General features: G+C 72.5%; 23 protein-coding genes and 1 tRNA gene. 13 read left to right on the top strand and 11 right to left on the bottom strand.

What is annotated here, in order from left to right:
• The first annotated feature begins 67 nt into the window (after positions 1 to 67).
• The 4 genes from CP967_RS10190 (at position 68) to CP967_RS10175 (ending at position 3,944) form a co-directional block, all read left to right on the top strand.
• Entirely contained in the window at positions 68 to 337 is a 270-nt protein-coding gene (locus CP967_RS10190; protein WP_150487668.1) for an acyl carrier protein, read from the top strand.
• A gap of 320 nt (positions 338 to 657) precedes the next feature.
• Entirely contained in the window at positions 658 to 2,547 is a 1,890-nt protein-coding gene (locus CP967_RS10185) for an acyltransferase domain-containing protein (RefSeq protein WP_229888185.1), read from the top strand.
• A 5-nt stretch (positions 2,548 to 2,552) separates the two neighbouring features.
• Positions 2,553 to 2,771 (top strand): DUF6059 family protein, encoded by a 219-nt coding sequence (locus CP967_RS10180; protein WP_150487667.1) that lies wholly within the window; start codon positions 2,553 to 2,555, stop codon positions 2,769 to 2,771.
• Between the two features lie 501 nt (positions 2,772 to 3,272).
• Positions 3,273 to 3,944 (top strand): enoyl-CoA hydratase-related protein, encoded by a 672-nt coding sequence (locus tag CP967_RS10175; RefSeq protein WP_150487666.1) that lies wholly within the window; start codon positions 3,273 to 3,275, stop codon positions 3,942 to 3,944.
• Between the two features lie 210 nt (positions 3,945 to 4,154).
• Here the strand turns inward: CP967_RS10175 and CP967_RS10170 are convergent, their stop codons facing one another.
• The 3 genes from CP967_RS10170 to CP967_RS10160 form a co-directional block, all read right to left on the bottom strand.
• A complete protein-coding gene (locus CP967_RS10170; RefSeq protein ID WP_150487665.1) occupies positions 4,155 to 4,820 on the bottom strand; it encodes a maleylpyruvate isomerase family mycothiol-dependent enzyme in 666 nt (221 codons plus the stop codon).
• 205 nt (positions 4,821 to 5,025) lie between these two features.
• Complete coding sequence (locus tag CP967_RS10165; RefSeq protein WP_150487664.1) at positions 5,026 to 5,505, bottom strand: ATP-binding protein; 480 nt, start codon at positions 5,503 to 5,505, stop codon at positions 5,026 to 5,028.
• Positions 5,506 to 5,685: 180 nt separating this feature from the next.
• Positions 5,686 to 6,768 carry a MarR family transcriptional regulator gene (locus tag CP967_RS10160; RefSeq protein WP_150487663.1) on the bottom strand — a complete coding sequence of 361 codons (1,083 nt, stop codon included), beginning with the start codon at positions 6,766 to 6,768 and terminating at the stop codon, positions 5,686 to 5,688.
• A 584-nt stretch (positions 6,769 to 7,352) separates the two neighbouring features.
• Here CP967_RS10160 and CP967_RS10155 point away from each other — a divergent pair.
• The 3 genes from CP967_RS10155 to CP967_RS10145 all read left to right on the top strand — a co-directional run bounded on the left by CP967_RS10155 (position 7,353) and on the right by CP967_RS10145 (position 9,603).
• Positions 7,353 to 8,246 (top strand): helix-turn-helix domain-containing protein, encoded by an 894-nt coding sequence (locus CP967_RS10155; RefSeq protein ID WP_150487662.1) that lies wholly within the window; start codon positions 7,353 to 7,355, stop codon positions 8,244 to 8,246.
• Positions 8,243 to 8,488, top strand: coding sequence for a DUF397 domain-containing protein (locus CP967_RS10150; RefSeq protein ID WP_150487661.1), 246 nt, complete (start codon positions 8,243 to 8,245; stop codon positions 8,486 to 8,488). Before CP967_RS10155 ends, CP967_RS10150 begins: the two co-directional genes overlap by 4 nt.
• A 377-nt stretch (positions 8,489 to 8,865) precedes the next feature.
• On the top strand, positions 8,866 to 9,603 hold the full coding sequence (locus CP967_RS10145; protein WP_150487660.1) for a lytic polysaccharide monooxygenase: 738 nt from the start codon (positions 8,866 to 8,868) through the stop codon (positions 9,601 to 9,603).
• A 253-nt stretch (positions 9,604 to 9,856) separates the two neighbouring features.
• On the opposite strand, the gene CP967_RS10140 is transcribed toward CP967_RS10145, so the two are convergent.
• Positions 9,857 to 10,066, bottom strand: a complete 210-nt coding sequence (locus CP967_RS10140; protein ID WP_150487659.1) for a hypervirulence associated TUDOR domain-containing protein — start codon at positions 10,064 to 10,066, stop codon at positions 9,857 to 9,859.
• 174 nt (positions 10,067 to 10,240) lie between these two features.
• Between CP967_RS10140 and CP967_RS10135 the strand changes: the two genes are divergently transcribed.
• Together CP967_RS10135 and CP967_RS10130 are read left to right on the top strand one after the other, a co-directional pair.
• A complete protein-coding gene (locus tag CP967_RS10135; protein ID WP_208838865.1) occupies positions 10,241 to 10,798 on the top strand; it encodes a DUF488 domain-containing protein in 558 nt (185 codons plus the stop codon).
• 106 nt (positions 10,799 to 10,904) lie between these two features.
• Positions 10,905 to 11,639: a DUF7873 family protein gene (locus CP967_RS10130; protein ID WP_150487657.1), complete on the top strand. Its 735-nt coding sequence runs from the start codon at positions 10,905 to 10,907 to the stop codon at positions 11,637 to 11,639.
• Between the two features lie 525 nt (positions 11,640 to 12,164).
• On the opposite strand, the gene CP967_RS10125 is transcribed toward CP967_RS10130, so the two are convergent.
• From CP967_RS10125 to CP967_RS10110, 4 genes are read right to left on the bottom strand one after another with little or no spacing between them, the layout of a single operon-like run.
• Positions 12,165 to 12,788: a hypothetical protein gene (locus CP967_RS10125; protein ID WP_229888186.1), complete on the bottom strand. Its 624-nt coding sequence runs from the start codon at positions 12,786 to 12,788 to the stop codon at positions 12,165 to 12,167.
• 7 nt (positions 12,789 to 12,795) lie between these two features.
• On the bottom strand, positions 12,796 to 13,026 hold the full coding sequence (locus CP967_RS10120) for a hypothetical protein (protein WP_229888187.1): 231 nt from the start codon (positions 13,024 to 13,026) through the stop codon (positions 12,796 to 12,798).
• A gap of 3 nt (positions 13,027 to 13,029) precedes the next feature.
• Positions 13,030 to 13,566, bottom strand: coding sequence for a hypothetical protein (locus tag CP967_RS10115; protein ID WP_150487656.1), 537 nt, complete (start codon positions 13,564 to 13,566; stop codon positions 13,030 to 13,032).
• Between the two features lie 20 nt (positions 13,567 to 13,586).
• Positions 13,587 to 14,576 carry a hypothetical protein gene (locus CP967_RS10110; RefSeq protein ID WP_150487655.1) on the bottom strand — a complete coding sequence of 330 codons (990 nt, stop codon included), beginning with the start codon at positions 14,574 to 14,576 and terminating at the stop codon, positions 13,587 to 13,589.
• Positions 14,577 to 14,855: 279 nt separating this feature from the next.
• On the opposite strand from CP967_RS10110, the gene CP967_RS10105 reads away from it, so the two are divergent.
• A complete protein-coding gene (locus CP967_RS10105; RefSeq protein ID WP_150487654.1) occupies positions 14,856 to 16,379 on the top strand; it encodes a discoidin domain-containing protein in 1,524 nt (507 codons plus the stop codon).
• On the opposite strand, the gene CP967_RS10100 is transcribed toward CP967_RS10105, so the two are convergent.
• The 3 genes from CP967_RS10100 to CP967_RS10090 form a co-directional block, all read right to left on the bottom strand.
• Complete coding sequence (locus tag CP967_RS10100; protein WP_150487653.1) at positions 16,369 to 16,782, bottom strand: PIN domain-containing protein; 414 nt, start codon at positions 16,780 to 16,782, stop codon at positions 16,369 to 16,371. The two genes, CP967_RS10105 and CP967_RS10100, sit on opposite strands and share 11 nt — an antisense overlap.
• Positions 16,779 to 17,042 (bottom strand): CopG family transcriptional regulator, encoded by a 264-nt coding sequence (locus tag CP967_RS10095; RefSeq protein ID WP_150487652.1) that lies wholly within the window; start codon positions 17,040 to 17,042, stop codon positions 16,779 to 16,781. The genes CP967_RS10100 and CP967_RS10095 overlap by 4 nt, the downstream gene beginning before the upstream one ends.
• A gap of 257 nt (positions 17,043 to 17,299) precedes the next feature.
• Positions 17,300 to 17,371: transfer RNA gene (locus tag CP967_RS10090), tRNA-Arg, on the bottom strand.
• 237 nt (positions 17,372 to 17,608) lie between these two features.
• On the opposite strand from CP967_RS10090, the gene CP967_RS10085 reads away from it, so the two are divergent.
• From CP967_RS10085 to lysA, 3 genes are all read left to right on the top strand, one after another.
• A complete protein-coding gene (locus tag CP967_RS10085) occupies positions 17,609 to 18,115 on the top strand; it encodes a response regulator (protein WP_150491777.1) in 507 nt (168 codons plus the stop codon).
• A 164-nt stretch (positions 18,116 to 18,279) separates the two neighbouring features.
• Positions 18,280 to 19,512 (top strand): ArgS-related anticodon-binding protein NrtL, encoded by a 1,233-nt coding sequence (nrtL, locus tag CP967_RS10080; protein ID WP_150487651.1) that lies wholly within the window; start codon positions 18,280 to 18,282, stop codon positions 19,510 to 19,512.
• A 26-nt stretch (positions 19,513 to 19,538) separates the two neighbouring features.
• Complete coding sequence (lysA, locus tag CP967_RS10075; RefSeq protein WP_150487650.1) at positions 19,539 to 20,930, top strand: diaminopimelate decarboxylase; 1,392 nt, start codon at positions 19,539 to 19,541, stop codon at positions 20,928 to 20,930.
• The last annotated feature ends 2 nt before the right edge of the window (positions 20,931 to 20,932 follow it).

The following is a 20,932-nucleotide window of genomic DNA, read 5'->3' as shown; positions in this document are numbered from 1 at the left end:
CCGTCGTACCCGCACCACCGTCGTATCCGCACCAACCACACGCCCAACCGAGAGGACGGCACCGACCATGAGCACCACGACCGCCACAGTGACCCTGGCCGACCTGACCCGCATGCTGCGCGAGAGCGCCGGCGAGGAGGAGGGCATCGACCTCGACGGTGACGTCATCGACACGCCGTTCATGGAACTCGGCTACGACTCCCTCGCCCTGCTCCAGGTCATCGGGCAGATCCAGCGCGAGTACGGCATCGAGATCCCCGACGACGCCGTCGTCGACGCCGAGACCCCGGGCGCGCTCCTCGCACTCATCAACGCCGGCCAGACCAGCGCGGCCTGAGGAGGCGTCCGGGCGGACCCCGGACGGAGCGGACGGGCCCCGGCACGTCCGCCTTCCGCTCCCGGGCCGCCCGGCAGCCCCCGGCCGCGCCCGGCGGGCGGTGCCCTCGCGGCACCGACCGGCCCCGGACGGCCGCCCCGCGCCCCGTCCCCCCGTGGGCGGGGCGGCCGTCCCCTTCGCCCTCCCCAGCCTTTCGCCCCCGCCCCCCTCACCCCCCTCACCCCCTTCACCCCCCACCCTTTCGCTCCGTTGCTCCGTCGCACCGCTCGTTCCGTCGCACCGCCCACGGGGCCCGAGCCCGGCCCGTACGAGGAGGAACCATGCAGCTCACCTCACTGAGTGCGGTGGTCCGCCGGCTGATCGTCAGCCCCGGCTCCGCGCCCCGGAACCCCACACCGGTCATCGCCTCGGCCGCCGGGGTCTCCGCCGTCCTGCGTGCCTTCGGCCGTCCCCCCGGGGAACTGCCCGCCCGCACGGTCGTCCTCCTCGGCGCCGCCCACCCCGCCCCGGACCTCGGCACGGAACACGAGGGCTTCACCGTCCGCACCGTGCCCACCCCCGGCCTCGCGCTGCGCCTGGCCCACCGCGAACTCCACGAGGGGGACACCGATCTGGCCCTGGTGGCCGGCTTCGGCGAACCCGACCCGCAGACCATCACCGTGTACGCCGTGAAGCGCGCCGCCGAGGCCGTCGCGGACGGCGACTCCGTCCTCGGGATCCTCGACGTCGACGGCACCGGACAGCGGCCCGCGTCCCCGGACGGCGCGGACCCCGCGTGCCCGGTCTCCGCGTCTCCGGTCTCCGCGTCCCCGGACGGCGTGGACGAGGAATCCGCCCCGCCGCTGCGCCCCCTGCACCCGGACCCGCGCGGCACCGACCCGGACCGCCACCGCCTGCTCCTGTGGTCGGGGCGCGACACGGACGACGAGGCCCGGGTACGCCAGGAACTCCTGCCGATGCTCGACGGCATCCACCGCGAGATCTTCCCCGCGCTGCCCACCGGCGTCCCCTGCGGCACCGCCCCCGGCCCCGTACGCGGCGCCGTCGTCACCGTGTCCTCCCTCGCTTCCCACGCCGTCCACCAGGCCCGTACCGCCGACGGCTCACGCCCCCGCCCCGTCGCCCTGCTCTTCCCGGGCCAGGGTTCCCAGCACGCCCGGATGGCCGCCGGCCTCTACCGCACCGAGCCGGTCTTCACCGCCGCCGTCGACGCGGCCCTCGCCCACATGGGCGACGAAGGCCCCCGGATCCTGGCCGACTGGCTCGACCCGGCACGGGCGTCCATCCCCATCGACGACGTACGCCGGGCCCAGCCCCTGCTCTTCGCGGTCGACTACGCCCTGGGCCGCCTCGTCCTCAGCTGGGGCGTCGAGCCGGTGGCCTTCCTCGGCCACAGCGCCGGCGAACTCGTCGCGGCCACCTTCGCGGGGGTCGTCTCGCTGCGTGACGCGGTGAGCATGGTGCGGGCCCGCGTCCGGGAGGCGGTGAAGATCCCCGCCGGCGGCATGCTGGCGGTCGCCGCGAGCGAGGAACAGCTGCGCCCGTACCTCCAGGACGATGTCGTCGTGGCCGCCGTCAACGCCAACCAGCAGGTGATGCTGGCCGGTTCGCGGGAACCGCTGAAGGAGGTGGCCGCCCGGCTCAAGGCCGACGGCCACACCGCCGTAGCGGTCCCCGCCACCAGCCCCTTCCACTCACCGGCGATGGCCCCGGCCTCCGACGCCATCGAGACCGACTACCGCGCGATCCCCCTGCGCGAACCCCGGCTGCCCCTGTACTCCGGTTACACCGGCGCCCTGATGGGCCCGGAGGACGCCCGCAGCCCCCGCTTCTGGGCACGCCAGATCACCGACACGGTGTACTTCCGCGACGCCCTCGACGAACTCCTGGCCGCCGAGGACGTCCTGCTGATCGAGGCGGGCCCCCGCCAGACCCTCACCGCGTTCGCCCGCAGGCACCGTTCGGTCCGCCTGGGCGCGGGCGCCGTGGTCCCGCTCCTCCCCGCCCGTCCCGGCACCCCGGAGGCCGACCGGCAGTCGGTGCTCACCGCCGCCGCCCGCGTCTGGACCGAGGGCCACGGCCTGGACCTCAACGCGGTGGCCCGCATGTGGACCTGGAGCGACACCGCTCCCGCCCCCCGCGACCCCGGGCCGGACGCCGCCGTATCCGGCCCGGCCCCCGCCGGCCGGCCCACGGCACGGCTCGCATGAGACACATGAGGCGCGCCCTGTACGAGATCTACCTCTCGCTGACGGCGGCGGGCTGGGTCTGGATGGGCCACCCCGCCATGGGCCCGCCCCTCCACACGGTCGCGCCCCGCCCCCTCACCGGCCCACCGGACGCCCACCCGGAACGGCTCCGCCCCGACCTCCCCCTCACCGGCACCGAACTGGCCCTCCAGGCACAGCTCCTGGCCCCGTCCCACCGCGACTGACCCCGACCCGCCGCGACTGACCCCGCCCCATTGCGACTGACCCCGCCCGGCCCGCCCCGGGCCGGGCGGTCCCCGTAAAGCCGCCGGACCACCGGCCCGCTCCCGGGGGACACGCGCCCCGGCACGGGTGGACGCCGACGTGCCGTACGGTGCGCCGCCCGGGGACAGCCGGTCCCGCCGGGCGGGTTCCGGCGGGCGCGCCGCGCACGTGTTCCGAGGCGGCGTACGCGGGAGCGCGTCCAGGGAATTCCGGGTCCGGTCCCCGGCCCCCTTGCGTGTTCTATGACAGACCCCATAAGTTACTGGCGAGTAGGTCGTCTCTGTGGTGCGCCGGAGCAGTGGGGTGGGCGGTGGGCAGGTGAGTCCGCGCAGGAGTGACCCGAGATCCACGACCTGCTCATCCACGCCCTGCGCGACCGCGCGGGCACCGGTTCCGGGCCCCGGAGCACGGCGTAGCCGGCGGTCCCCGACCGGCGTCGGATCAGTAACGAAGGAGTCACCATGCCCTCGCTCGACCGCCACGACAACGTCTTCGTCCTCGACCTCGGGGACGGGGAGAACCGCTTCCACCCCGACTGGCTCACCGCCGTCAGCACCGCGCTCGACGAGGTGGAGAAGGCGGAGGGCCCCCGCGCCCTGGTCACCGCCGCCACCGGCAAGTTCTACTCCAACGGGCTCGACCTGGACTGGCTGTTCGCCCACGCCGACCAGCACCAGGACTACGTCGTCTCCGTCCACGGCCTGTTCGCGCGGATGCTGTCGCTGCCGCTCGTCACGGTCGCGGCGCTCCAGGGGCACACCTTCGCCGCCGGCGCCATGTTCTCCCTCGCCCACGACTTCCGCGTCATGCGCGCCGACCGCGGCTACTGGTGCCTGCCCGAAGCCGACATCAACATCCCCTTCACTCCCGGCATGGCCGCACTCGTCCAGTCCCGGCTGACCCCGCAGACCGCGCACACGGCCATGCTCACCGCCCACCGCTACGGCGGCACCGACGCCGCGACCGCCGGCATCGTCGACCGGGCCGTCGCCGAGGACGCCGTACGCTCCACCGCGATCGAGATCGCCCGAGCCCAGGTGAACAAGGCCGGCGACACCCTCGGCACCATCAAGGCCCGCATGTACGCCCCGGCCCTGGCCGCCCTGCGCGACACCACCGCCCCGCTCGGCTGACCAGCGCCTGGCCCACCGCGTCGAGCGGCCGTCCGCCCGGGGGCGCCGGACCGCCCCCGGGCACGCGGGCCGTACCGCGGCGCCGGCTCCCGGGAGTCCCTACGGGACACGCCGCCCCTCGGAACCGGGGCCAGGGGCCGGGGGCGGTCACCCGGGCCGGTGCCGAGAAGAGCGCCGTGACCGGCTGCCCCCGAGGCCCCCGGCCCCGTGTCACGCCGCCCCGCAGCGACTGCGGAGAAGCCCCACACCGTCGCCTTCGAGGTCGTCGCAGTACGCCGTACGCCCGGTCATGGCCATCACCAGGGACAGGGTGGGACCGGACACCACGGGACCGGAACCGGTGGTGAAGGGGCCGTCGTCCGCGACGAGCCGCAGACCGCCGACGCGCCCCTTGGCGACGACCACGAGGTCCGAACCCCGGTAGTACTCCGCGACCCGCGTGACGACGTCGACCGGGTACTCATGGCGGATGCCCAGCGGGCGCCGGATGTCCTCCCCGTGCACGAGTGTCTCGCCCAGCATGGCGATGACGGGCAGGGGAGGCTTGGTCGTGCTCGAAACGACGCGCCGGAACCGTTCGAGGGTCGCCGCCGGATCCGCGCCCAGCTGCTCCGCCAGCCGCACCGCCACCTGCTTGTCGAAGTCGAACCGGCAGCGGATCACCCCCGCCAGCCAGCGCACGGTGTCGAGGCTCGCTCCCGCGGTGAGATGCGCCAGCACCTCACGCACCGTCAGACCGGCGCACAGGGACGGTATCTCCCACTGTTCATCGGTCAGGTCCCCGAAATCGGCTGCCAGCGCCGCTCGCTCGGTGTGGACCAGGGGCCACATGCCGGCCTCGCGTCCACGTTCCCCTGCCTGCTTCGGAACACCCATACGGAAAGTTCTCCTGTCACGGATCGCGCTCTACGTCGTACCGCACCGGAACGAGCGGCGTCCGGTGAGGGTATGCGTAAGGAGGACTCCCGTTCCGGAGCGAAGTCATCGCTTGGGCACGGCTTTTCCTCCGGCATACCGGCAGCCCGGAACCGGCACCGACCCCGGTACCGGCAGCCCGGAACCGGCACCAACCCCGGCACCGTCAGCCCGGCAGCTCCGGATCCAGCTCCAGCTCCAGCTCCGCGACGACGGTCTTGCCGACGGGCACCCGGTCCAGCACGTCCCACCGGTCGGCCAGCGCCTCCACGATCAGCAGGCCCCGCCCGGCCTCGGCGAGCGGCGCGACGGCCGGGCGGGCCGCACCGGCCGCAGCGGGCCGGAGTTCGCCCCGGGTGTCCGACACCTCGATCCGCAGCGCGCGTCCGGTCAGCCTCAGCACGACCTCGAAGTCCCGCCCGGGGACACGCCCGTGGGTGGCGGCGTTGGCGGCGAGCTCCGCGACCAGGGCGACGGCGGTGTCCGAGGCGGCCCCTCCGTAGGAGAACCCCCAGGCGTCCAGCTGGTGTGCCGCGAGCCGCCGTGCCAGCCGGGCGCCGCGTGGCGTGGAGCTGAACCGCTGGGTGAACACACGTACGGTGACGGGGGCATCGGGGTTCGCCGTGGGGGCGGGGGATGGTGTCATGCGACCACGATGACGGCCCGAACCTGCCCTCACCAGGCAGAATCCGCGTACGTCCCCTCGTCGTACGCACCCGTCGCCCGGCCGGTACGTGTCACCGAGCGTGACGGTGGCCCGTCGTCGCGAGCCTCCGGCCGACCGGATGCCCTGGAGCCGTACGTCCGCAGTGCTCCACGCACCGGGTCAGGGTGCGCGCATCAGGTTGCGGAGGCTGCCCACGAGTGCGGCGACGTCGCGTTCGCCTACCGGCTGTGCGTCCGGGGCACTCGGCGCCGGTGTGTCCGGCACCGGGGCACCTGATACCGGAGTCTGCGGCTTCCGGCCGGCGGCACGGCAGGGGCGGCAGAGGCCGTCGGGGAGCGCTCCGGGCGGCCCGGGACGGCCGCATTCGGCGCATTCGACCATGAGGGGGCGGGCGGCTGCGGGAGCGCCGGGCGGGGGCGGGATGTCCGCCCGGGGGAGCCGGGGCGGGATCTTGTCGGTGAGGCGGCGGCGTACGAAGCCCCGGGGAGCATCGATCACGGCCGGGATGCCCGAGGAGAGGGCGTGGACGAGGTAGTCCGTGTCCACACCCCGGGCGAACCAGGCGGCGGCCAGCGGTTCCAGGGCGGCGCAGTCGGCGGCGGAGAGACCCAGACGGGGTTCGTGCCGGCCGAGTCCGGCCAGGGCGAGGTAGGCGGCCGAGGTGCGAGGAGCCAGATCTGTCGTGGCGCGCTCTCCCGAACCCGCGTCACCCGCGTCCGCGTACGCCAGCGGGCCCGGCCCGGGAAGCGCCTCAGGGGCATACGGCCCGGACGCGTCGGGGGAGGGGAGGGGCCCGGTCTCCGGCGCGGATACCGGTTCCGCTGCGGAGCCTGCCGCGAGTCCGTCACCTGAAAGGTGCGCGGTCCACCACTCGTTGTCGTGTGCGGTGCGGGACCAGTGGGTGCGGGTGACCCATCGGTACTGTCCGCCGCTCTCGACGCGGCAGCGCACCCGGCGCAGATGACCGGCGACGGCGAGGGCGCGCAGGGCGCTGCCGATGGCCATCTGGCCGTACAGGGGAAGGTCCTTGGCCAGGGACTTGATGTCCATGGCGGCCCCGTCCGGCAGCCGGTCGACGTATCCGGCGACATAGCGCTCACGCATCGGGAGGAAGGCGAAGTCCTGTGAACTGGAGGGGTGCTGGCCGTGAACGGTCTGCTTGCCGTAGCCGGGGTGGGCCCTGCGGGGCGGGGGCGGAGCTGCGGCGGTGGGCAGGGCGGCGTTAAGGTGCTGAGCAGCCATGAGATCGGGTTCTCTCTAACTGTGTCGATCTTGGGTGAGACCCCGGCCGGTGCGCTAACACCGTGTCGGGGTCGCTTCGTCGAGGGCACCGTAAGCAGCCGCGACTCTCCGCTGCAAGTCGCTCACTATTAGTCATACTTGCTGGCCGTGACGGGGTAGGGAGGGTGGGGAGGTTTCCTCTTTCCCCTTCTTGGAACCCCCGTGTATCCCCCCGGGTCGAAGAACACCGCTCGAATCCCGGCCCTCGAAGACCGGCCCCCGGATCCCGGAGCTCAAGCCCCGGCCCCGCACGGCTCTCCGTACCCGCGAACGAGTGAGGGCGAGGTTTCCAGCGCTCGGATCCCGAAGCCGGGGACCCGAGCCCCGGGCTTCGAGCCCCGGGTGCGGCGGTGGATCCTCCGGCGGGTGAACGGGAGTCGCGCGTCCGGTGCGTGGGGTGAACACGGGGATCCATCGGGCGGGCCCCGCGTACGCTGCGGAAGCGTACGCGCACGTTCGGTGCATGGTGCGCGTGTCCGCACGGAGCCGTAGGGCAAGGTCGGAGACCGTTGCGGCGATATCAGGTGTGTGGGAGGTGTCCGACGGTGGCCTACGAGAACACGGACGACTGCGCGGGGGCGATCACGGGTGGTGGTCCGGCCCCCGGGCCCGGCCCCGGGGCTGAACCGGAGACGTCGGGAAGCCTGCGCACCTTCGGCGCGTTCGTCCAGGCCCTACGGGAGCACGCGGGCCTGAGCCGCGAGGAGTTCGGCCGCCAGGTGCGGTTCTCGAAACACACCGTCGCCTCGATCGAGCAGGGGCGGCGCATGCCCGACGAGGACTTCGTGAAGCGGGCAGAACCGGTCCTGGGCAACACCGGGGCACTCGCGAAGGCGGCAGAACACCTCTCACGCCAGGCGGGTCTGGCCAGTTGGTTCCGGCAGTGGGCTCGGGTGGAACGGACCGCGATCAGTCTGTACACGTACGAATGCCGGGTCGTGCCGGGCCTGTTGCAGACCGAGGCGTACGCGCGAGCGGTGATCCTGGGCGTGCCGCCCCTGCCTGATCCCGCGAGGGTGAAACAACTGATCGCGGCACGCTTGGAGCGGCAACAGCTGCTCTCTGTGACACGGAAGCCGCCGACAGCCTTCAACTTCATCCTGGAGCAGGCCGTGCTGGAGCGGTGGACGGGCGGGGAGGAAGTGACGCGTGAACTCTTCGATCACCTGTTGGAGTTGATCGACCGGAATTGGAACATCGAGTTCCAGGTGATGCCGACACGGCGGCCTTCGCACGCAGGCATGGATGGGCCGATCTTTCTGGCTGAGAACCCGAACAACCGGTGGTTCGCCTACTCGGAGGGACAGGAGAACGGCCGTCTGATCATCGGCCCCAAGGAGATCAGCGTGCTCCAGCAGCGATATGCGAAACTGCGCTCGCAGGCCATGACCCCCGAGGATTCCCTGAGCCTGCTGAAGCGATTGCGAGGAGAGCTATGACCACGTCCGCATCGACCTGGTTCAAGAGCAGCCACAGCGGCTCCGAAGGAGATAACTGCGTAGAGGTGGCCCTGTCCTGGCACAAGTCGAGCTACAGCGGCTCGCAGGGTGATGCCTGCGTCGAGGTCGCGGCCTGCCCCTCCGTCGTCCACGTCCGCGACTCCAAGGACACGGGCATCCCCGAACTCGCCCTCTCCCCGGCGGCCTGGGGCGACTTCGTCGCTTACGCGGCCCGGGGCTGACCGGCCCCGACCCGCACACGAGCGCCCCGCCCGGTTCGACACCGGCGCGGGGCGCTCGTGCGTTCGACCGATGGGGAGTGCGCACGTGGATGCGCCCATCCGCCTTACCACACAAAGGAATTGTCCAGACCAATAACGCTCGAACCGTTGACGGCGGCCGGAGCCTGAGTATGGTCTAGACCTGAAGGTGATGCCATGGCTCGGCACTCCGCGGCCATGGCGCGCGAACAGGTCTGTGAACAGCTCTTCTCGCCACCGGCCGCACATGCGTCCCCCCGCGCCCACCCCCACCGCCGGGCCACGGGAGGGCGTTGCCGCGGATGCGTCGCCCGCCGCCGTACCCCCCGGTGGCGGACCCCAGCAGCCAAGGAGTTGACATGCACGCAAAAAGGAAGCTGGCCGCCGTGATCGGTGTGGGGATCGCTCCCCTCATCGCGGTGACCCTGCCTGCTGCCACCGCCAGCGCGCACGGCTACGTCTCCTCGCCCCCGAGCCGCCAGGCGCAGTGCGCCGCCGGCACGGTCGACTGCGGTCAGATCAAGTACGAACCGCAGAGCGTGGAGGGCCCCAAGGGGCTGAAGAGCTGTAGCGGAGGCAACGCGCAGTTCGCCGAACTCGACAACGACGGCAAGAACTGGAAGGCCACCCAGGTCGGCAGTTCCACCACCTTCACCTGGAAGCTGACGGCGCGTCACGCCACCAGCACCTGGCAGTACTACGTCGGTGGCCAGAACATCGCCCAGTTCAACGACAACGGTGCCCAGCCCGGCGCGACCGTCACCCACCAGGTGAACTTCGGTGGCCTGAGCGGCCGTCAGAAGGTCCTCGCGGTCTGGAACATCGCCGACACCGCCAACGCCTTCTACGCCTGCATCGACGTCCAGATCGGCAGCGGCGGCGGTGACGGCGGTGGCGACGGCGGCGGTGACGGTGGCGGCGGCGAGACCCCCGGCGACTGCACCGCGACCCCGTGGACCTCCGGCGCCATCTACAACGGCGGCGACACCGTGAGCTGGAACAACCACAACTGGCGCGCCAAGTGGTGGGCGCAGGGCTCGGAGCCCGGCACCACCGGCCAGTGGGGCGTCTGGGAAGACCTCGGCGCCTGCGCCTGACGCGGGTAGGACGTCACACGGCGGGGCAGCCCGGTAGAAGAGCCCGGAGCGAAGCCGAACAGGCCGGGCCATGACCAGGGTGATCCCGCAGTCAGACGTTCAGACGTTCCGCGTGTCCCAGGGAGGGCGGCCCTGGGACGTACCGGTGTCCGCCGGGGCCCACGGGCCGAGCGGCTCCGGGCGGGATCCGTGCGGCGGTGGCGGGCCGTACCCGCGCGGGCGGGGCAGCGGGCCCGGGGGCGGTGCGGGCGGGTCATGCCTTGGTGAGGGCGTCCCCCTTGTGCATGGCCACGTGGCCGGTCCTGTCGCTCTCGATCTCGTACTGCGGCGCCTGTGGGCTGCAGTGCCGGGTGCGGCCCTTGAACTCGACGTCCTCGGTGTGGACCTTGGTGATCCTGCCCTGGACATGGCCCGCCTCGGAGTTCCAGCGGACGTGGTCCCCGACCGAAAAAGTGCTGGTCAACGCTTCGTCCTTCCCTCGGAGGGATGTTCTTTCCCCTTCCAGTCTCGCGTGAGCCGCGCCCTTCGCACCTCGTCGGGCGCCTCCGGTGCATCATGGCCGGGTGAGCCGGGTGGCACGTCACGTACGGCCCACGGCATGCCGGTGTCCCCGTCACACGGGCACGGGAGGGACGGGATGCGCGAGATCTGGACGGTCGGGCACTGGACGTGCCCGGAGGAGGATTTCATCGGCCGCCTCGACGCCCAGGGCATCGACACACTGGCCGATGTCCGGGCCCACCCGGGATCACGCCGGAGTCCGCAGTTCTCCGCCGGGACCATGCGCGACTGGCTGGAGACGGCCGAGATCGACTACGTGTACTTCGAGGAGCTGGGCGGGCGCCGGCGTAAACAGGACGTGGACCCGGAGACCAACGCGGGATGGCGCAACGCGAGCTTCAAGAACTACGCCGACTACACCCTGCTCCCCGACTACGAGCGCGGCATCACCCGTCTGACCTCCCTCGCGGACCGCGACCGCGTCGCCGTCATGTGCGGCGAGCCGATGCCGTGGCGCTGCCACCGCCTGCTGATCGCCAACACGCTCACCGCACGCGGCTGGACGGTCCGGCACATCATGGCGACCGGCGAGCCGCGCGTCCACGAACTGGGCGCGTGGGGCGCGGCACCACAGGTCGACGGGCGCGGCCGGGTGACGTACCCGGAGCGCGAGGCGGACCAGCCGGAGGAGTAGGGGCCGGTACCGCCCCCGCCTGCCACGGTTCACCCGCCGCGGTCGAAAACCCGTATGAAAGAACGGGGTTCCCTGAGATAGGTTGGCGCCATTCGAAGGGGGCGAAGTGGCGAAGCTCAACCAGATCATCGCCGTGGAGAAGGGTGTCAAGAGCAAGGCGCTCCAGGACATCACCGCGGCCCACCACCAGGTCCAGAAGCCGGCACTGCTGGCCGGGATCTCGCGCACGTACCAGCCGAAGGACGAGGAGGGCGAGCAGCTGCCGCCCGAGTCGGCGCGGGTCCAGGTGCAGGGCGAGGACGTGCTGCGGGAGATGGCCGCGTCGCTGACCCGGCTGTTCGACGTGACCGCGACCAAGGACTGGGCCAACTGCTCGGCCCGCGCCGACGTCGTCGTCGACGGACGGACGGTCGTCGCCGAAGTCCCCGTCAGCTACCTCCTGTTCCTGGAGAAGCAGCTCACCGATCTGCACACCTTCGTCAAGAAGCTCCCGACGCTCGACGCCGCGGAGTCCTGGTCGCACGACCCGTCCACGGACTGGTGGAAGACCGACCCGGTGCGGACCATCCGTACGAAGAAGGTCCCGCGCAACCACGTCAAGGCCGAGGCGACCGACAAGCACCCGGCCCAGGTCGACGTGTACTACGAGGACGTGCCCATCGGGTACTGGACCACCGTGAAGTTCTCCGGAGCGCTGCCGGCGCGACGGGTGAACGAACTGCTGGAGCGGGTCGTCAAGCTCCAGAACGCGGTGAAGTTCGCCCGCGAGGAGGCCAACGGCACCGAGGTGACCGACCAGCGGGTCGGCGAGGCGGTGTTCGGCTACCTGTTCGGCCGCTGACGCCGCAGGCAGCCCCACAGACGCCCCCACGTCAATCACGTGGGGGTCGCGCGACCTGACGCGGACCGGAATTGAGGTCCGGCCCGCGTGACGAGCGCAAGCTGAAACTGACGTTCAGCCTGAAGACACGGTCAAGGTGGAGGTTCGAGTCCTCCCCCCGGCACCACACGCCGGGGTGGCCCAACATGGACAGAGGCAGCCGTGATCACACTCAGACTCTCGCTCCAGATTCAGCATCGCCACCGACTGCCGGATCGACCGGGTGCGGACGAACACCGTTGAATGCTGGTTCGAATCCGGCCTGTGGCTCTTTCCTGCCACGGTAGTTCAAAGGCAGAACGCGACGGTATGACGACTGATCCGCACTCTTAAACGGCGCCGGCGAGCGCAATTGGGTGGCATCCCCAGGGGCCCGGGAGCTGGATACGACTCCCGGGCTCCGCCACGCCCGCACCCTCCGCCGCCCGCTACTCGCCCCGAACGCATCCAGGGAACCCAGATGCGGGGCTGGCGGGCCGTGGGCCCCTACGGAGCCTTGCCCACAGGCGGAGGCGTCACAGACGGTTCGATGGTCGACCGGACATAGATCCGCGTGGTGCCGGGCGTGAACTCGTGGGTGAAAAGATCGACGCAGCGCTGGAGGTACCTGCCTTCCGGCGTCGCCAGGCCGTCCGGGCACAGACTGGACTTCCGCGGGCCCTGGACGAACGTCTCCGGTTCGGGCAGTCCGAGGTGGCCGAAGGCGGCCGCAGGGCGGTAGTCCTTCTCCTTGGGATGGGAGTTCCCGATCATCTCCGTACCGACCGCGATGAGCCGGCCGGTGTATGTCTCCGCCTCCTCGCTGGGGAGGACGAAGGACAGCAGACCGGTGTCGTAGCGCTGCCCGGTCTTGTACCCCGCACGACGGTCCGAGGCCGCCTCCGGAATACGGATACCGAGCTGGCCGCTCATCCAGGCAGGGGTGGCGCCGTCCTCCCAGCAGCAGGTCATCTCCTGGTCCGACAGGTCCGACGACACGTCGTCGGCGACGCAGGAAACCACACCGATCGCGGCGGCCACGCAGGCGAGGAGTGCCGACACGACGGCGACCGGCATGCGCCGACTGCGCACGGTCCGCTCGCCGGAAGCGATCTTGCTGGAGCTGTTCAATGGTCCTCTATCGCGCTTCCTGCTGCTCACGGCCAGGGTCCGTGCGGTCACCCTCGCGCCCCGGCTCATCCGGCGCGGGCAGAGGATCCTGGTTCGGGGCGGACGAGCCCGGATCGTAGTGCTTGACGGAACTGCTGCCCGCCATGTCGAATTCCTGGGCGATGCCCGTGGTGTGGAGGCGGGCCGTCCGGCCGTCCGGAATGCTCATGCCGCTGCCCCAGGGCAGAGCGACGGTCACGCCTCAGGTCCCGGCCGGCCCGGCTGTGGCCGTCGCCCCCTTCACCGCGGCGGCGAACGCGGTGTCGGCCGTGGTGACCGCCTCGACCGCCCTGGCGATGTGATCGGTCCAGGACTGTTCGACCGCGGGCAGCCCCGGGTCGTGGAGAGCGGCGGTGCGCTGGGCCTCCGGCAGCCGGCCGAAGTCCAGGCGGCAGCGCCCCTGGCCGGAGACGGCCATTCCGGCGGCGACCGCCTCTCTCGCCGCCGCCTCCACCGCACTGCGCAACGGGACCAGCTGGGCATGTGCGTCCCTGAGCAGGACGGCCACGCCCTCGGCCTGGGCGCAGAACGTCGCGTACTCCTGGAGGGTCGCACCGAAAAGCCTGCGGGCCGCGTCCGCGCTCTCGCCGACCCAGGCCGGACCGAGAGTGATGTCGTACACCTCGCTCCGGTAGGTGTCCTGGGTGGCCGACAGTCCGCCCGCCAGCGCGTCCCATGCGTCAGCGGCGGTGACCAGGGCCGACAGGTCCGTCGACATGACCTCGTGGTAACTCGGCATGATGTGCCCCCTCCTCCTGGTCAGAGCCCGTCGAGACCGGAGACGGAACCGCCCCCGGGACCACTGTCGCTGCCGCCGGCAGTACCACCGCCGTCGCCGCCACCCGCCCCGCCCCCGGCTCCGGCCACGCCCCCGGCCACGCCTCCTCCGGCGCCCGCCCCGATCCCCGCCACGGCGCCCTCCGGGCCCCCCGCGCCTGCTCCGCCGATGCCGGCTCCGGCTCCCGCGCCCGCCCCGCCGATTCCGCCACCCGCCCCCGCGATACCGCCTCCCGCTCCGCCGACCGCCTCGGCGAGGCCCCCGCCCGCCGAACCCCCCGCTCCCCCCGCACCGGTGACGCCCCCGGCCACGGCCCCGAGCCCTTCGGATCCCCCCGTTACCGCTCCACCCCCGAGTCCGCCCGAGGCACCGCCGCCGACTGCACCGGCGATCCCGCCCACCGCCCCGGCCGGGCCCCCGAGCCCGCCGACGGCCCCGGCCCTGATGCCGAGACCTCCAGAGCCCCCTGCGATACCGTCGGACCCGCCTCCGCCGCCACCGTCGTCCGGGCCGGCGCCACCGTCACCGTCGGGACCTCGGAGACGATCGGCGACAGCGCCGATCGCCCTGCCCGCGTCGAGGTCGTTGAGGTGGAACAGCGCACCGGCGCTGCGGAGTGCGGCGCTCTGCGTAGCCAGCTCCTGGCAGAGCCCGCTGACCGATTGGCCCAGGACCTCGGCGGCCTCCACCAGCGCACGCGCCGTGTCCCAGCCCTCCCCGTCCACACCCCGCAACGCGCCGGCCACCGCGTCGGCCCCCTGCTCGGCCCACCTGCGTGCGGCGAGGGTGTCGGTGAGTAAGTGATCGTCTATGGCGTCGGCGGCGGCCTTCTTCCGCTCCGGCGCGGAAGCGAAGGACGGACCCGGCCCCGGGCCCGAACCCCCCTCGCCCGGAAGTCCGTTCAACCGCATGCCGGGCGACTGCCCTTGCTGAACAGCCGACTTGATCTCTTCCCACTCGTTCCATGTCATGCATGGCCCCCGTCGGGTATCCGTCTATCCGTCGCTTTGCGGGCAAGTGCGCACAGAAACCGGTACGGAACGAGTATGGAGCAAGCCCGCAGGAAGAGAAGAGGGCGGGAAGAACCCGCCCCCGCGCCGGCCGGCCGCCACACGGCGACCGTGCGGCGGGTCGTCGCCCACCCGGTCTGTCAGACCTCCCTGCGAGAGTGGTCGCCCAGGCCCACCCGGCAGTGGGTGACGACCGGTCGGGCCTGCGGCGAACCGTCGAACGACTCAATGGAGCGTCCCATGCACGGCACGACCGGCCCCCGCCCGACCGGGCCCGGCCAGAACACCCCTGGCACACCTGGAACCTCGGGCGTTCCCGCGATCGTCTACGACACCGAGATCCGGCACCACGCCGGGGCCCACGGCGGGACGCGGTGGCAGAAGGCCGAGCGGCTGACGGTGCGTCTGGACCGGGGCGAACCGTCCGGCCTGGTGGAGCTGGCGTGGCGGTCCGAAGGCGGCGCGGAGGCCACCGTCGTGTTCGACGAGGGCATGACGGCCTTCCGCGGGCACCGGCGCACCACCGACGGGACGCCGCAGGAGTACCGCGGCACAAGAAGGCGGTACCGGGCCGGCGCCGACAAGCCCTTCGGCCACCGGGCGCGCGTCTTCGCCACCGAGACGGAAGACCCGCACGGCCCGGCGGCCGGCGGAACACTGCGCCTGGTCCTGGACGACGGCGGGGCCCCCGTCGAACGGATCAGCTGGCGCGACCGGCGGGACACCTCCATATCCGTGGTCCTGCGGACCGTGCCCCCGGCCGGCGGCACGGTGCCGGTGGAAGTGGCCGGGGTGGTGGCCAGCGACGAGCACACGGAGGCCGACGAGGTCGCCGGACACCTCCTCACCGACGGGCCGGGCAAATGGCTCGGCTGGGACGACAGGGCGACCCTGGACTTCTCGCTGTCCGAACCGGCCGCCGTCACCGCCTACACGCTCACCTCCGGCAACGACTACCGCGACCGCGACCCCCGGGACTGGCGGCTCCAGGGGTCGATGGACGGCACCACCTGGTACACACTCGACTCACGGGTGGACCAGGCCTTCCCCGGACGCTTCCAGGAACGCGCGTTCACGGTCGTCAACTCCACGGCGTACCAGGCGTACCGGATCGACATCGGCCGCAACTGGGGCGGGCTGCCGGAGACACAGCTGAACAGGGTCCGCCTGCTCACCACGGACCGGCCCCGGCTCATCGGCAGCACGGTGCCCGTGGCCGGGGTCACGGCCAACGACGAGTACCGGGCCGCCGGAGAGGTCGCGGCCAACGTGCTCCACTCCGGCGCGGGCAAGTGGCTCGCCCGCACCCGGCGGGCCTGGCTGGAGTTCACCCTCCCCGGCCCGGCCGCCGTCACCGCCTACACGCTCACCTCCGCCAACGACCACTGCGCCCGCGACCCGAGGGACTGGGTACTGGAAGGGTCCGCAGACGGCAGGACATGGACCGCCCTCGACCGGCGCACCGACGAGATCTTCCCCGGACGCTTCCTGGTACGCGAGTTCGGTGTGGCGGCCCCGGCCGCGTACCCCGTCTACCGGCTGCGCGTCACCCGTAACGAGGGCGACGTCGGTGAAGTGCAGCTGAACCGGGTGCAGCTGCTGGTGAAGCACGACCACCGCTTCCCCGACCCCGTCGAGTTCCACGGATTCCTGCGGCCCGCCGACGGCCCCGCCGCCGGCTACCGGGGCAGGAGCGTCACGGAGACGGCGGACCTGGAGGACCCGGACACGGCACCCGGCGGAGGCGGAGCGGTCAGACCCTGATGACGGTGAGGCGCCCACCGCAGAGGGCGATGAGGTCCTCCGGGTCCGAGGTGAGGACGGTGACCGGTCCGGGGGCGGCCAGGGCGGTGGCGGTGAGCATGGCGTCGATGGCGTACTTGTGGCCGTGCAGGCCGGTGTCGGCGAGCAGGGCGGCGGCATGGCGGGCCACCGGTTCGGTGACCGGTTCCACGACCAGACGGGAGAGTGTCCATTCCAGGGCCGGGCGGTTGATGCGGGGGTGGACCACCTCGACGAGGGTGGCCGCGGAAGTGATCACACGCAGGTCGTCGGCGCGGGCCAGGGCGAGCCAGCCGGTGAGGGTACGGTCACGCAGGACGGCTTTCGCCAGTCCTTCACTGTCCAGGACGAGAGTGCCGCCAGGAACCGCGGGAGAGCGGGTCACGCCGCGCTCGTCCCGTGCTGTGCCTGTTCGCGGCGCACCCGCGTGAGCTGATCACGCAGGGACTGGATCTCCTCGTCCGTGATCGGGCCGTGCTCGGCTTCGCCGACAGCGATGAGTTCGTTGAGGTCGTCGCGTTCGATCTGGCGGGCGACGGCTGCGGCCACATAGGCGGACAGACCGGAGTGCCCGCTGCGGACCTTGGCCGCCTCGGCGATGTCGCGTGGCATGGTGATCGAGTACTTGCCGGTGGGCTCACCCATGCTACTGATCCTACCCATCATCCTCCCGCCCGGGCGGAGGTGTTTCTCCCCCTTTTTTGTCCCAGCGCCGGCCGGGACCGGGAAGGAAACGCGGCCCGGGCTCCATGGGCCGAAGTGAGACCGCCCGTGCGGCGAACCGCCACTCGGTGAGAGCGGGGCGGGGACGGCGTCGGAGGGCGGGTGCACGGGGACATGAAAAAGACCCCCTGCGCGGTGTTTCCACTGGCGAGAGGGTCTTTTCGGCACTTCTTGCGAAGTGCCCCCGGCAGGATTCGAACCTGCGCACCCGGCTCCGGAGGCCGATGCTCTATCCCCTGAGCTACGGGGGCGTTGTCGCTGCTCTCGGCGGCGACGAGTGAAACCCTACCAGCTCCCGGACGGTGCCCGGCACCAGGTTTTCCGCGTGCCCGTGGACATGCGCGCCGAGGAGATGATCACGGTCCGCGCGGAGCCGGGACGCGTAGCCGGGACGCGTAGCCGGGGAGGGGGTCGCGCGGTCTTCCGGGGCCGGGGCGGGGCCAGGGTGGGTTCCGGTCGTGCGGCGCCTGGCGCCCGCCGGGGCGGAAGTGGCCAAAACCCGGACGCGGCTCCTCCGGTCGACCTACTCTCAAGGGGTGTCAGGGGCGTACGGCCGTGTGCTTGTTGTGGATGACAACAAGGCCATCCGGCAGCTGATCAGGGTCAACCTTGAGCTGGAGGGCTTCGAGGTCGTGACCGCGGCCGACGGTGTCGAGTGCCTCGATCTCGTGCACCACATCTGTCCGGATGTGATCACCCTCGATGTCGTCATGCCCCGGCTCGACGGCATACAGACCGCCACCCGCCTCCGCTCCGACCCCCGCACCAGCCATCTCCCCGTCGCCGTGGTCAGCGCCTGTACGTCCGAGGAGGTGGACGCGGGAGCGGCCGCCGGGGTCGACGCGTTCGTGGCGAAGCCCTTCGACCCGGAGGAGCTCGTGCGGGTGGTCCACCGCCTCGCGCGCGGCCGGGGCCCCCTGACGGCCCCGCTGGAGGACCGGTCGCCGCTCGACGGCAGACGCGGGGCGGGAAGGGCCGGGAGCGCCGCCGGGTGAGGAGCGGATGAGCGCCGCGTGAGCACCGGGTGACCGTCCGGTGACCCTGGTGGCCGCCCGCCGCACCGGAGCCGGGGGCATGACGGCGTCCGGCGCCCTTACCCTTCTGACCGCATGGCGAAACGGGTCGCGGAGTGCCCCCCTTCCTCCCATACGCTTGTCCTGTGACCCCCGCCGATCTCTCCAGGACCGTGCTGCGCGCCGTGCGCCGCGCGGTCGACGAGGACGCCCTGCGCGCGCCCGTGCCCGCGCGCGTGCGGGTGGAGCGGACCAGGCCCGGCGGCAGCGGTGACTACGCCTGCGCCGTCGCCCTCCAGCTGGCCGGACCGGCCGCGCTGCCCGCCCGGGAGGTCGCCGGGATCCTGCGCGAGCGGATGACGGCCGCGCCCGGCGTGGGACGCGTCGAGATCACCGGCCCCGGGTTCCTGAACTTCCACCTCGACGACGCCGCCGAGGCGGCCGCCCGCGCCGCCCTCGTCCACGAGACCGGCCGGCGGGGTATCCGCTACGGCTGGGCCGACGGCCCCACCGGGCAGGTCCACCAGCTGCACCACCGCCGCGAGGTGCGGGCCGCGGTCGTGGCCGACGCCGTGGCCCGGCTGCTGCGCGCCCGGGGCGCCCTGGTGCGTACGACCTGCGAAGAGGCCCCCGACCCGGACTGGGCCCGCCTCGGCGTCACCGTCGACGCGTACGGACGCCCGCCCGCCCCGCTGCGCGAGACCCGGCCCGTGCCCGCCGGGGCCACCGCGGGCGAACTGCTGGAGCGGCTCGGTCCCGACGCGGCCCGCTGGGGGCTGCTGCGGCCCGCCACCCACGACCGTGCCCCGCTCGACGGCTCCCTCCTCGTCCAGGCGGAGGGCAACCCGCTCTTCCTGGTCCGCTACGCCCACGCCCGCGCCCGCGCGCTCACCCGGGGCGCCCGCCTGCTCGGCTTCACCGCAGCCTCCCCGCAGGAGCTGTCCTCCGTCGCGGAGGAGGCGTCCGCCGTCGCGGGCGAGCTGCCTCCCGTCGCGGGGGAGAGGCCCGCCTCCGAGGGGAAGCCGCCGGCCCCCGCGGGGGAGAGGCCCGCCTCCGGGGAGGGGACGCCGGCCCCCGCGGAGCAGATACCGGACCCCGCGGGGGAGAGGTCCGCCTCCGCGCTGCACACCCTCCTCGCCGACCACCCCGGCGTCCTCGCCGACGCCGCCCGGCACCAGGCCCCCGACCGGCTCGCCCGCCACCTGGAGACGGTCGCCGCGGCCTTCCTCGACTTCCACGACACCGCCCGGCCCCTCCCCGTCGGCGACGAGAAACCCTCGGCCGCCCACCGCTCCCGGCTGGCCCTTGCCGAAGCCGCCGGGACGGTGCTGGCCGGCGGCCTGGCCCTGCTCGGCATCAGCGCACCCGAACACCTCTGAGAGAGCCGAGAGAGCAGAGCAGAACGATGAGCCGATCCGCACACCCCGCCGGACCCCGCCACGCCGACGTCCTCCCCGAGGGCCACTGGACCGCCCCGGCCACCGACCTCAACGTGCTGGACGAGAAGGTCTGGTCCCGGACCGTCACCCGCGACGCCGACGGCGCCCTCACCGTCGGAGGGATCGAAGTCGCCAAGCTGGCGGAGGAGTTCGGGACCCCGGCGTACATCCTCGACGAGAGCGACTTCCGCGCCCGGTGCCGCGCCTGGGCGGACGCCTTCGGCGCCGACGCGGACGTCTTCTACGCCGGCAAGGCCTTCCTGTCGCGCGCCGTCGTGCGCTGGCTCAGGGAAGAGGGGCTGAACCTCGACGTCTGCTCCGGCGGCGAGCTGGCCACCGCCCTGGACGCCGGGATGCCCGCCGAGCGCATCGCCTTCCACGGCAACAACAAGACCGTCGCCGAGATCGAGCGGGCCGTCGGGGCCGGTGTCGGCCGGATCGTGCTCGACTCCTTCCAGGAGATCGCCCGGGTCGCTCACACCGCCCAGCGGCTCGGCAGGCGCCAGCGCGTCCAGATCCGCGTCACCGTCGGGGTCGAGGCCCACACCCACGAGTTCATCGCCACCGCGCACGAGGACCAGAAGTTCGGCATCGCGCTCGCCGACGGTCAGGCCGCCGAAGCCGTCCGCAGGGCGCTCACGCTCGACGGCCTCGAACTCGTCGGCATCCACTCGCACATCGGCTCGCAGATCTTCGACATGGCCGGCTTCGAGGTCTCCGCGCGGCGCGTCGTCCAGCTGCTCGCCGAGATCCGCGACGAACACGGCGTGGAACTGCCCGAGATCGACCTCGGCGGCGGGCTCGGCATCGCGTACACCTCCGAGGACGACCCCCGCGAGCCCCACGAGATCGCCAAGTCGCTCGGCGACATCGTCACCCGCGAGTGCGAGGCGGCCGGGCTCGCCACCCCGCGCATCTCCGTCGAGCCGGGCCGCGCCATCGTCGGCCCCACCGCCTTCACCCTCTACGAGGTCGGCACCATCAAGCCCCTGGAGGGCCTGCGCACCTACGTCAGCGTCGACGGCGGCATGTCGGACAACATCCGTACCGCCCTCTACGACGCCGAGTACAGCGTCTCCCTCGTCTCGCGCAGCTCGGACGCCGACCCCATGCTGGTCCGGGTCGTCGGCAAGCACTGCGAGAGCGGCGACATCGTGGTCAAGGACGCGTTCCTGCCGGCCGACCTGGCCCCCGGCGACCTGATCGCCGTGCCCGCCACCGGCGCGTACTGCCGCTCCATGGCGAGCAACTACAACCACGCCCTGCGCCCGCCCGTCGTCGCCGTGCGCGACGGGCAGGCCCGGGTGATCGTCCGGCGCGAGACGGAGGAAGATCTCCTGCGCCTCGATGTCGGGTGATG

Origin of the sequence: Streptomyces nitrosporeus (assembly GCF_008704555.1) — a bacterium.
Classification (GTDB): domain Bacteria; phylum Actinomycetota; class Actinomycetes; order Streptomycetales; family Streptomycetaceae; genus Streptomyces; species Streptomyces nitrosporeus.
Note: the sequence above shows the minus strand (reverse complement) of the source record. Positions and strands in the feature narration are given on the sequence as shown.

Excerpts from the sequence above, each read along its gene's own strand:
- CP967_RS10190 (WP_150487668.1), top strand. The coding sequence starts at position 68 with ATGAGCACCACGACCGCCACAGTGACCCTGGCCGACCTGACCCGCATG.
- CP967_RS10185 (WP_229888185.1), top strand. The coding sequence starts at position 658 with ATGCAGCTCACCTCACTGAGTGCGGTGGTCCGCCGGCTGATCGTCAGC.
- CP967_RS10180 (WP_150487667.1), top strand. The coding sequence starts at position 2,553 with ATGAGGCGCGCCCTGTACGAGATCTACCTCTCGCTGACGGCGGCGGGC.
- CP967_RS10175 (WP_150487666.1), top strand. The coding sequence starts at position 3,273 with ATGCCCTCGCTCGACCGCCACGACAACGTCTTCGTCCTCGACCTCGGG.
- CP967_RS10170 (WP_150487665.1), bottom strand. The coding sequence starts at position 4,820 with ATGGGTGTTCCGAAGCAGGCAGGGGAACGTGGACGCGAGGCCGGCATG.
- CP967_RS10165 (WP_150487664.1), bottom strand. The coding sequence starts at position 5,505 with ATGACACCATCCCCCGCCCCCACGGCGAACCCCGATGCCCCCGTCACC.
- CP967_RS10160 (WP_150487663.1), bottom strand. The coding sequence starts at position 6,768 with ATGGCTGCTCAGCACCTTAACGCCGCCCTGCCCACCGCCGCAGCTCCG.
- CP967_RS10150 (WP_150487661.1), top strand. The coding sequence starts at position 8,243 with ATGACCACGTCCGCATCGACCTGGTTCAAGAGCAGCCACAGCGGCTCC.
- CP967_RS10145 (WP_150487660.1), top strand. The coding sequence starts at position 8,866 with ATGCACGCAAAAAGGAAGCTGGCCGCCGTGATCGGTGTGGGGATCGCT.
- CP967_RS10135 (WP_208838865.1), top strand. The coding sequence starts at position 10,241 with ATGCGCGAGATCTGGACGGTCGGGCACTGGACGTGCCCGGAGGAGGAT.
- CP967_RS10115 (WP_150487656.1), bottom strand. The coding sequence starts at position 13,566 with ATGCCGAGTTACCACGAGGTCATGTCGACGGACCTGTCGGCCCTGGTC.
- CP967_RS10110 (WP_150487655.1), bottom strand. The coding sequence starts at position 14,576 with ATGACATGGAACGAGTGGGAAGAGATCAAGTCGGCTGTTCAGCAAGGG.
- CP967_RS10105 (WP_150487654.1), top strand. The coding sequence starts at position 14,856 with ATGCACGGCACGACCGGCCCCCGCCCGACCGGGCCCGGCCAGAACACC.
- CP967_RS10095 (WP_150487652.1), bottom strand. The coding sequence starts at position 17,042 with ATGGGTGAGCCCACCGGCAAGTACTCGATCACCATGCCACGCGACATC.
- lysA (WP_150487650.1), top strand. The coding sequence starts at position 19,539 with ATGAGCCGATCCGCACACCCCGCCGGACCCCGCCACGCCGACGTCCTC.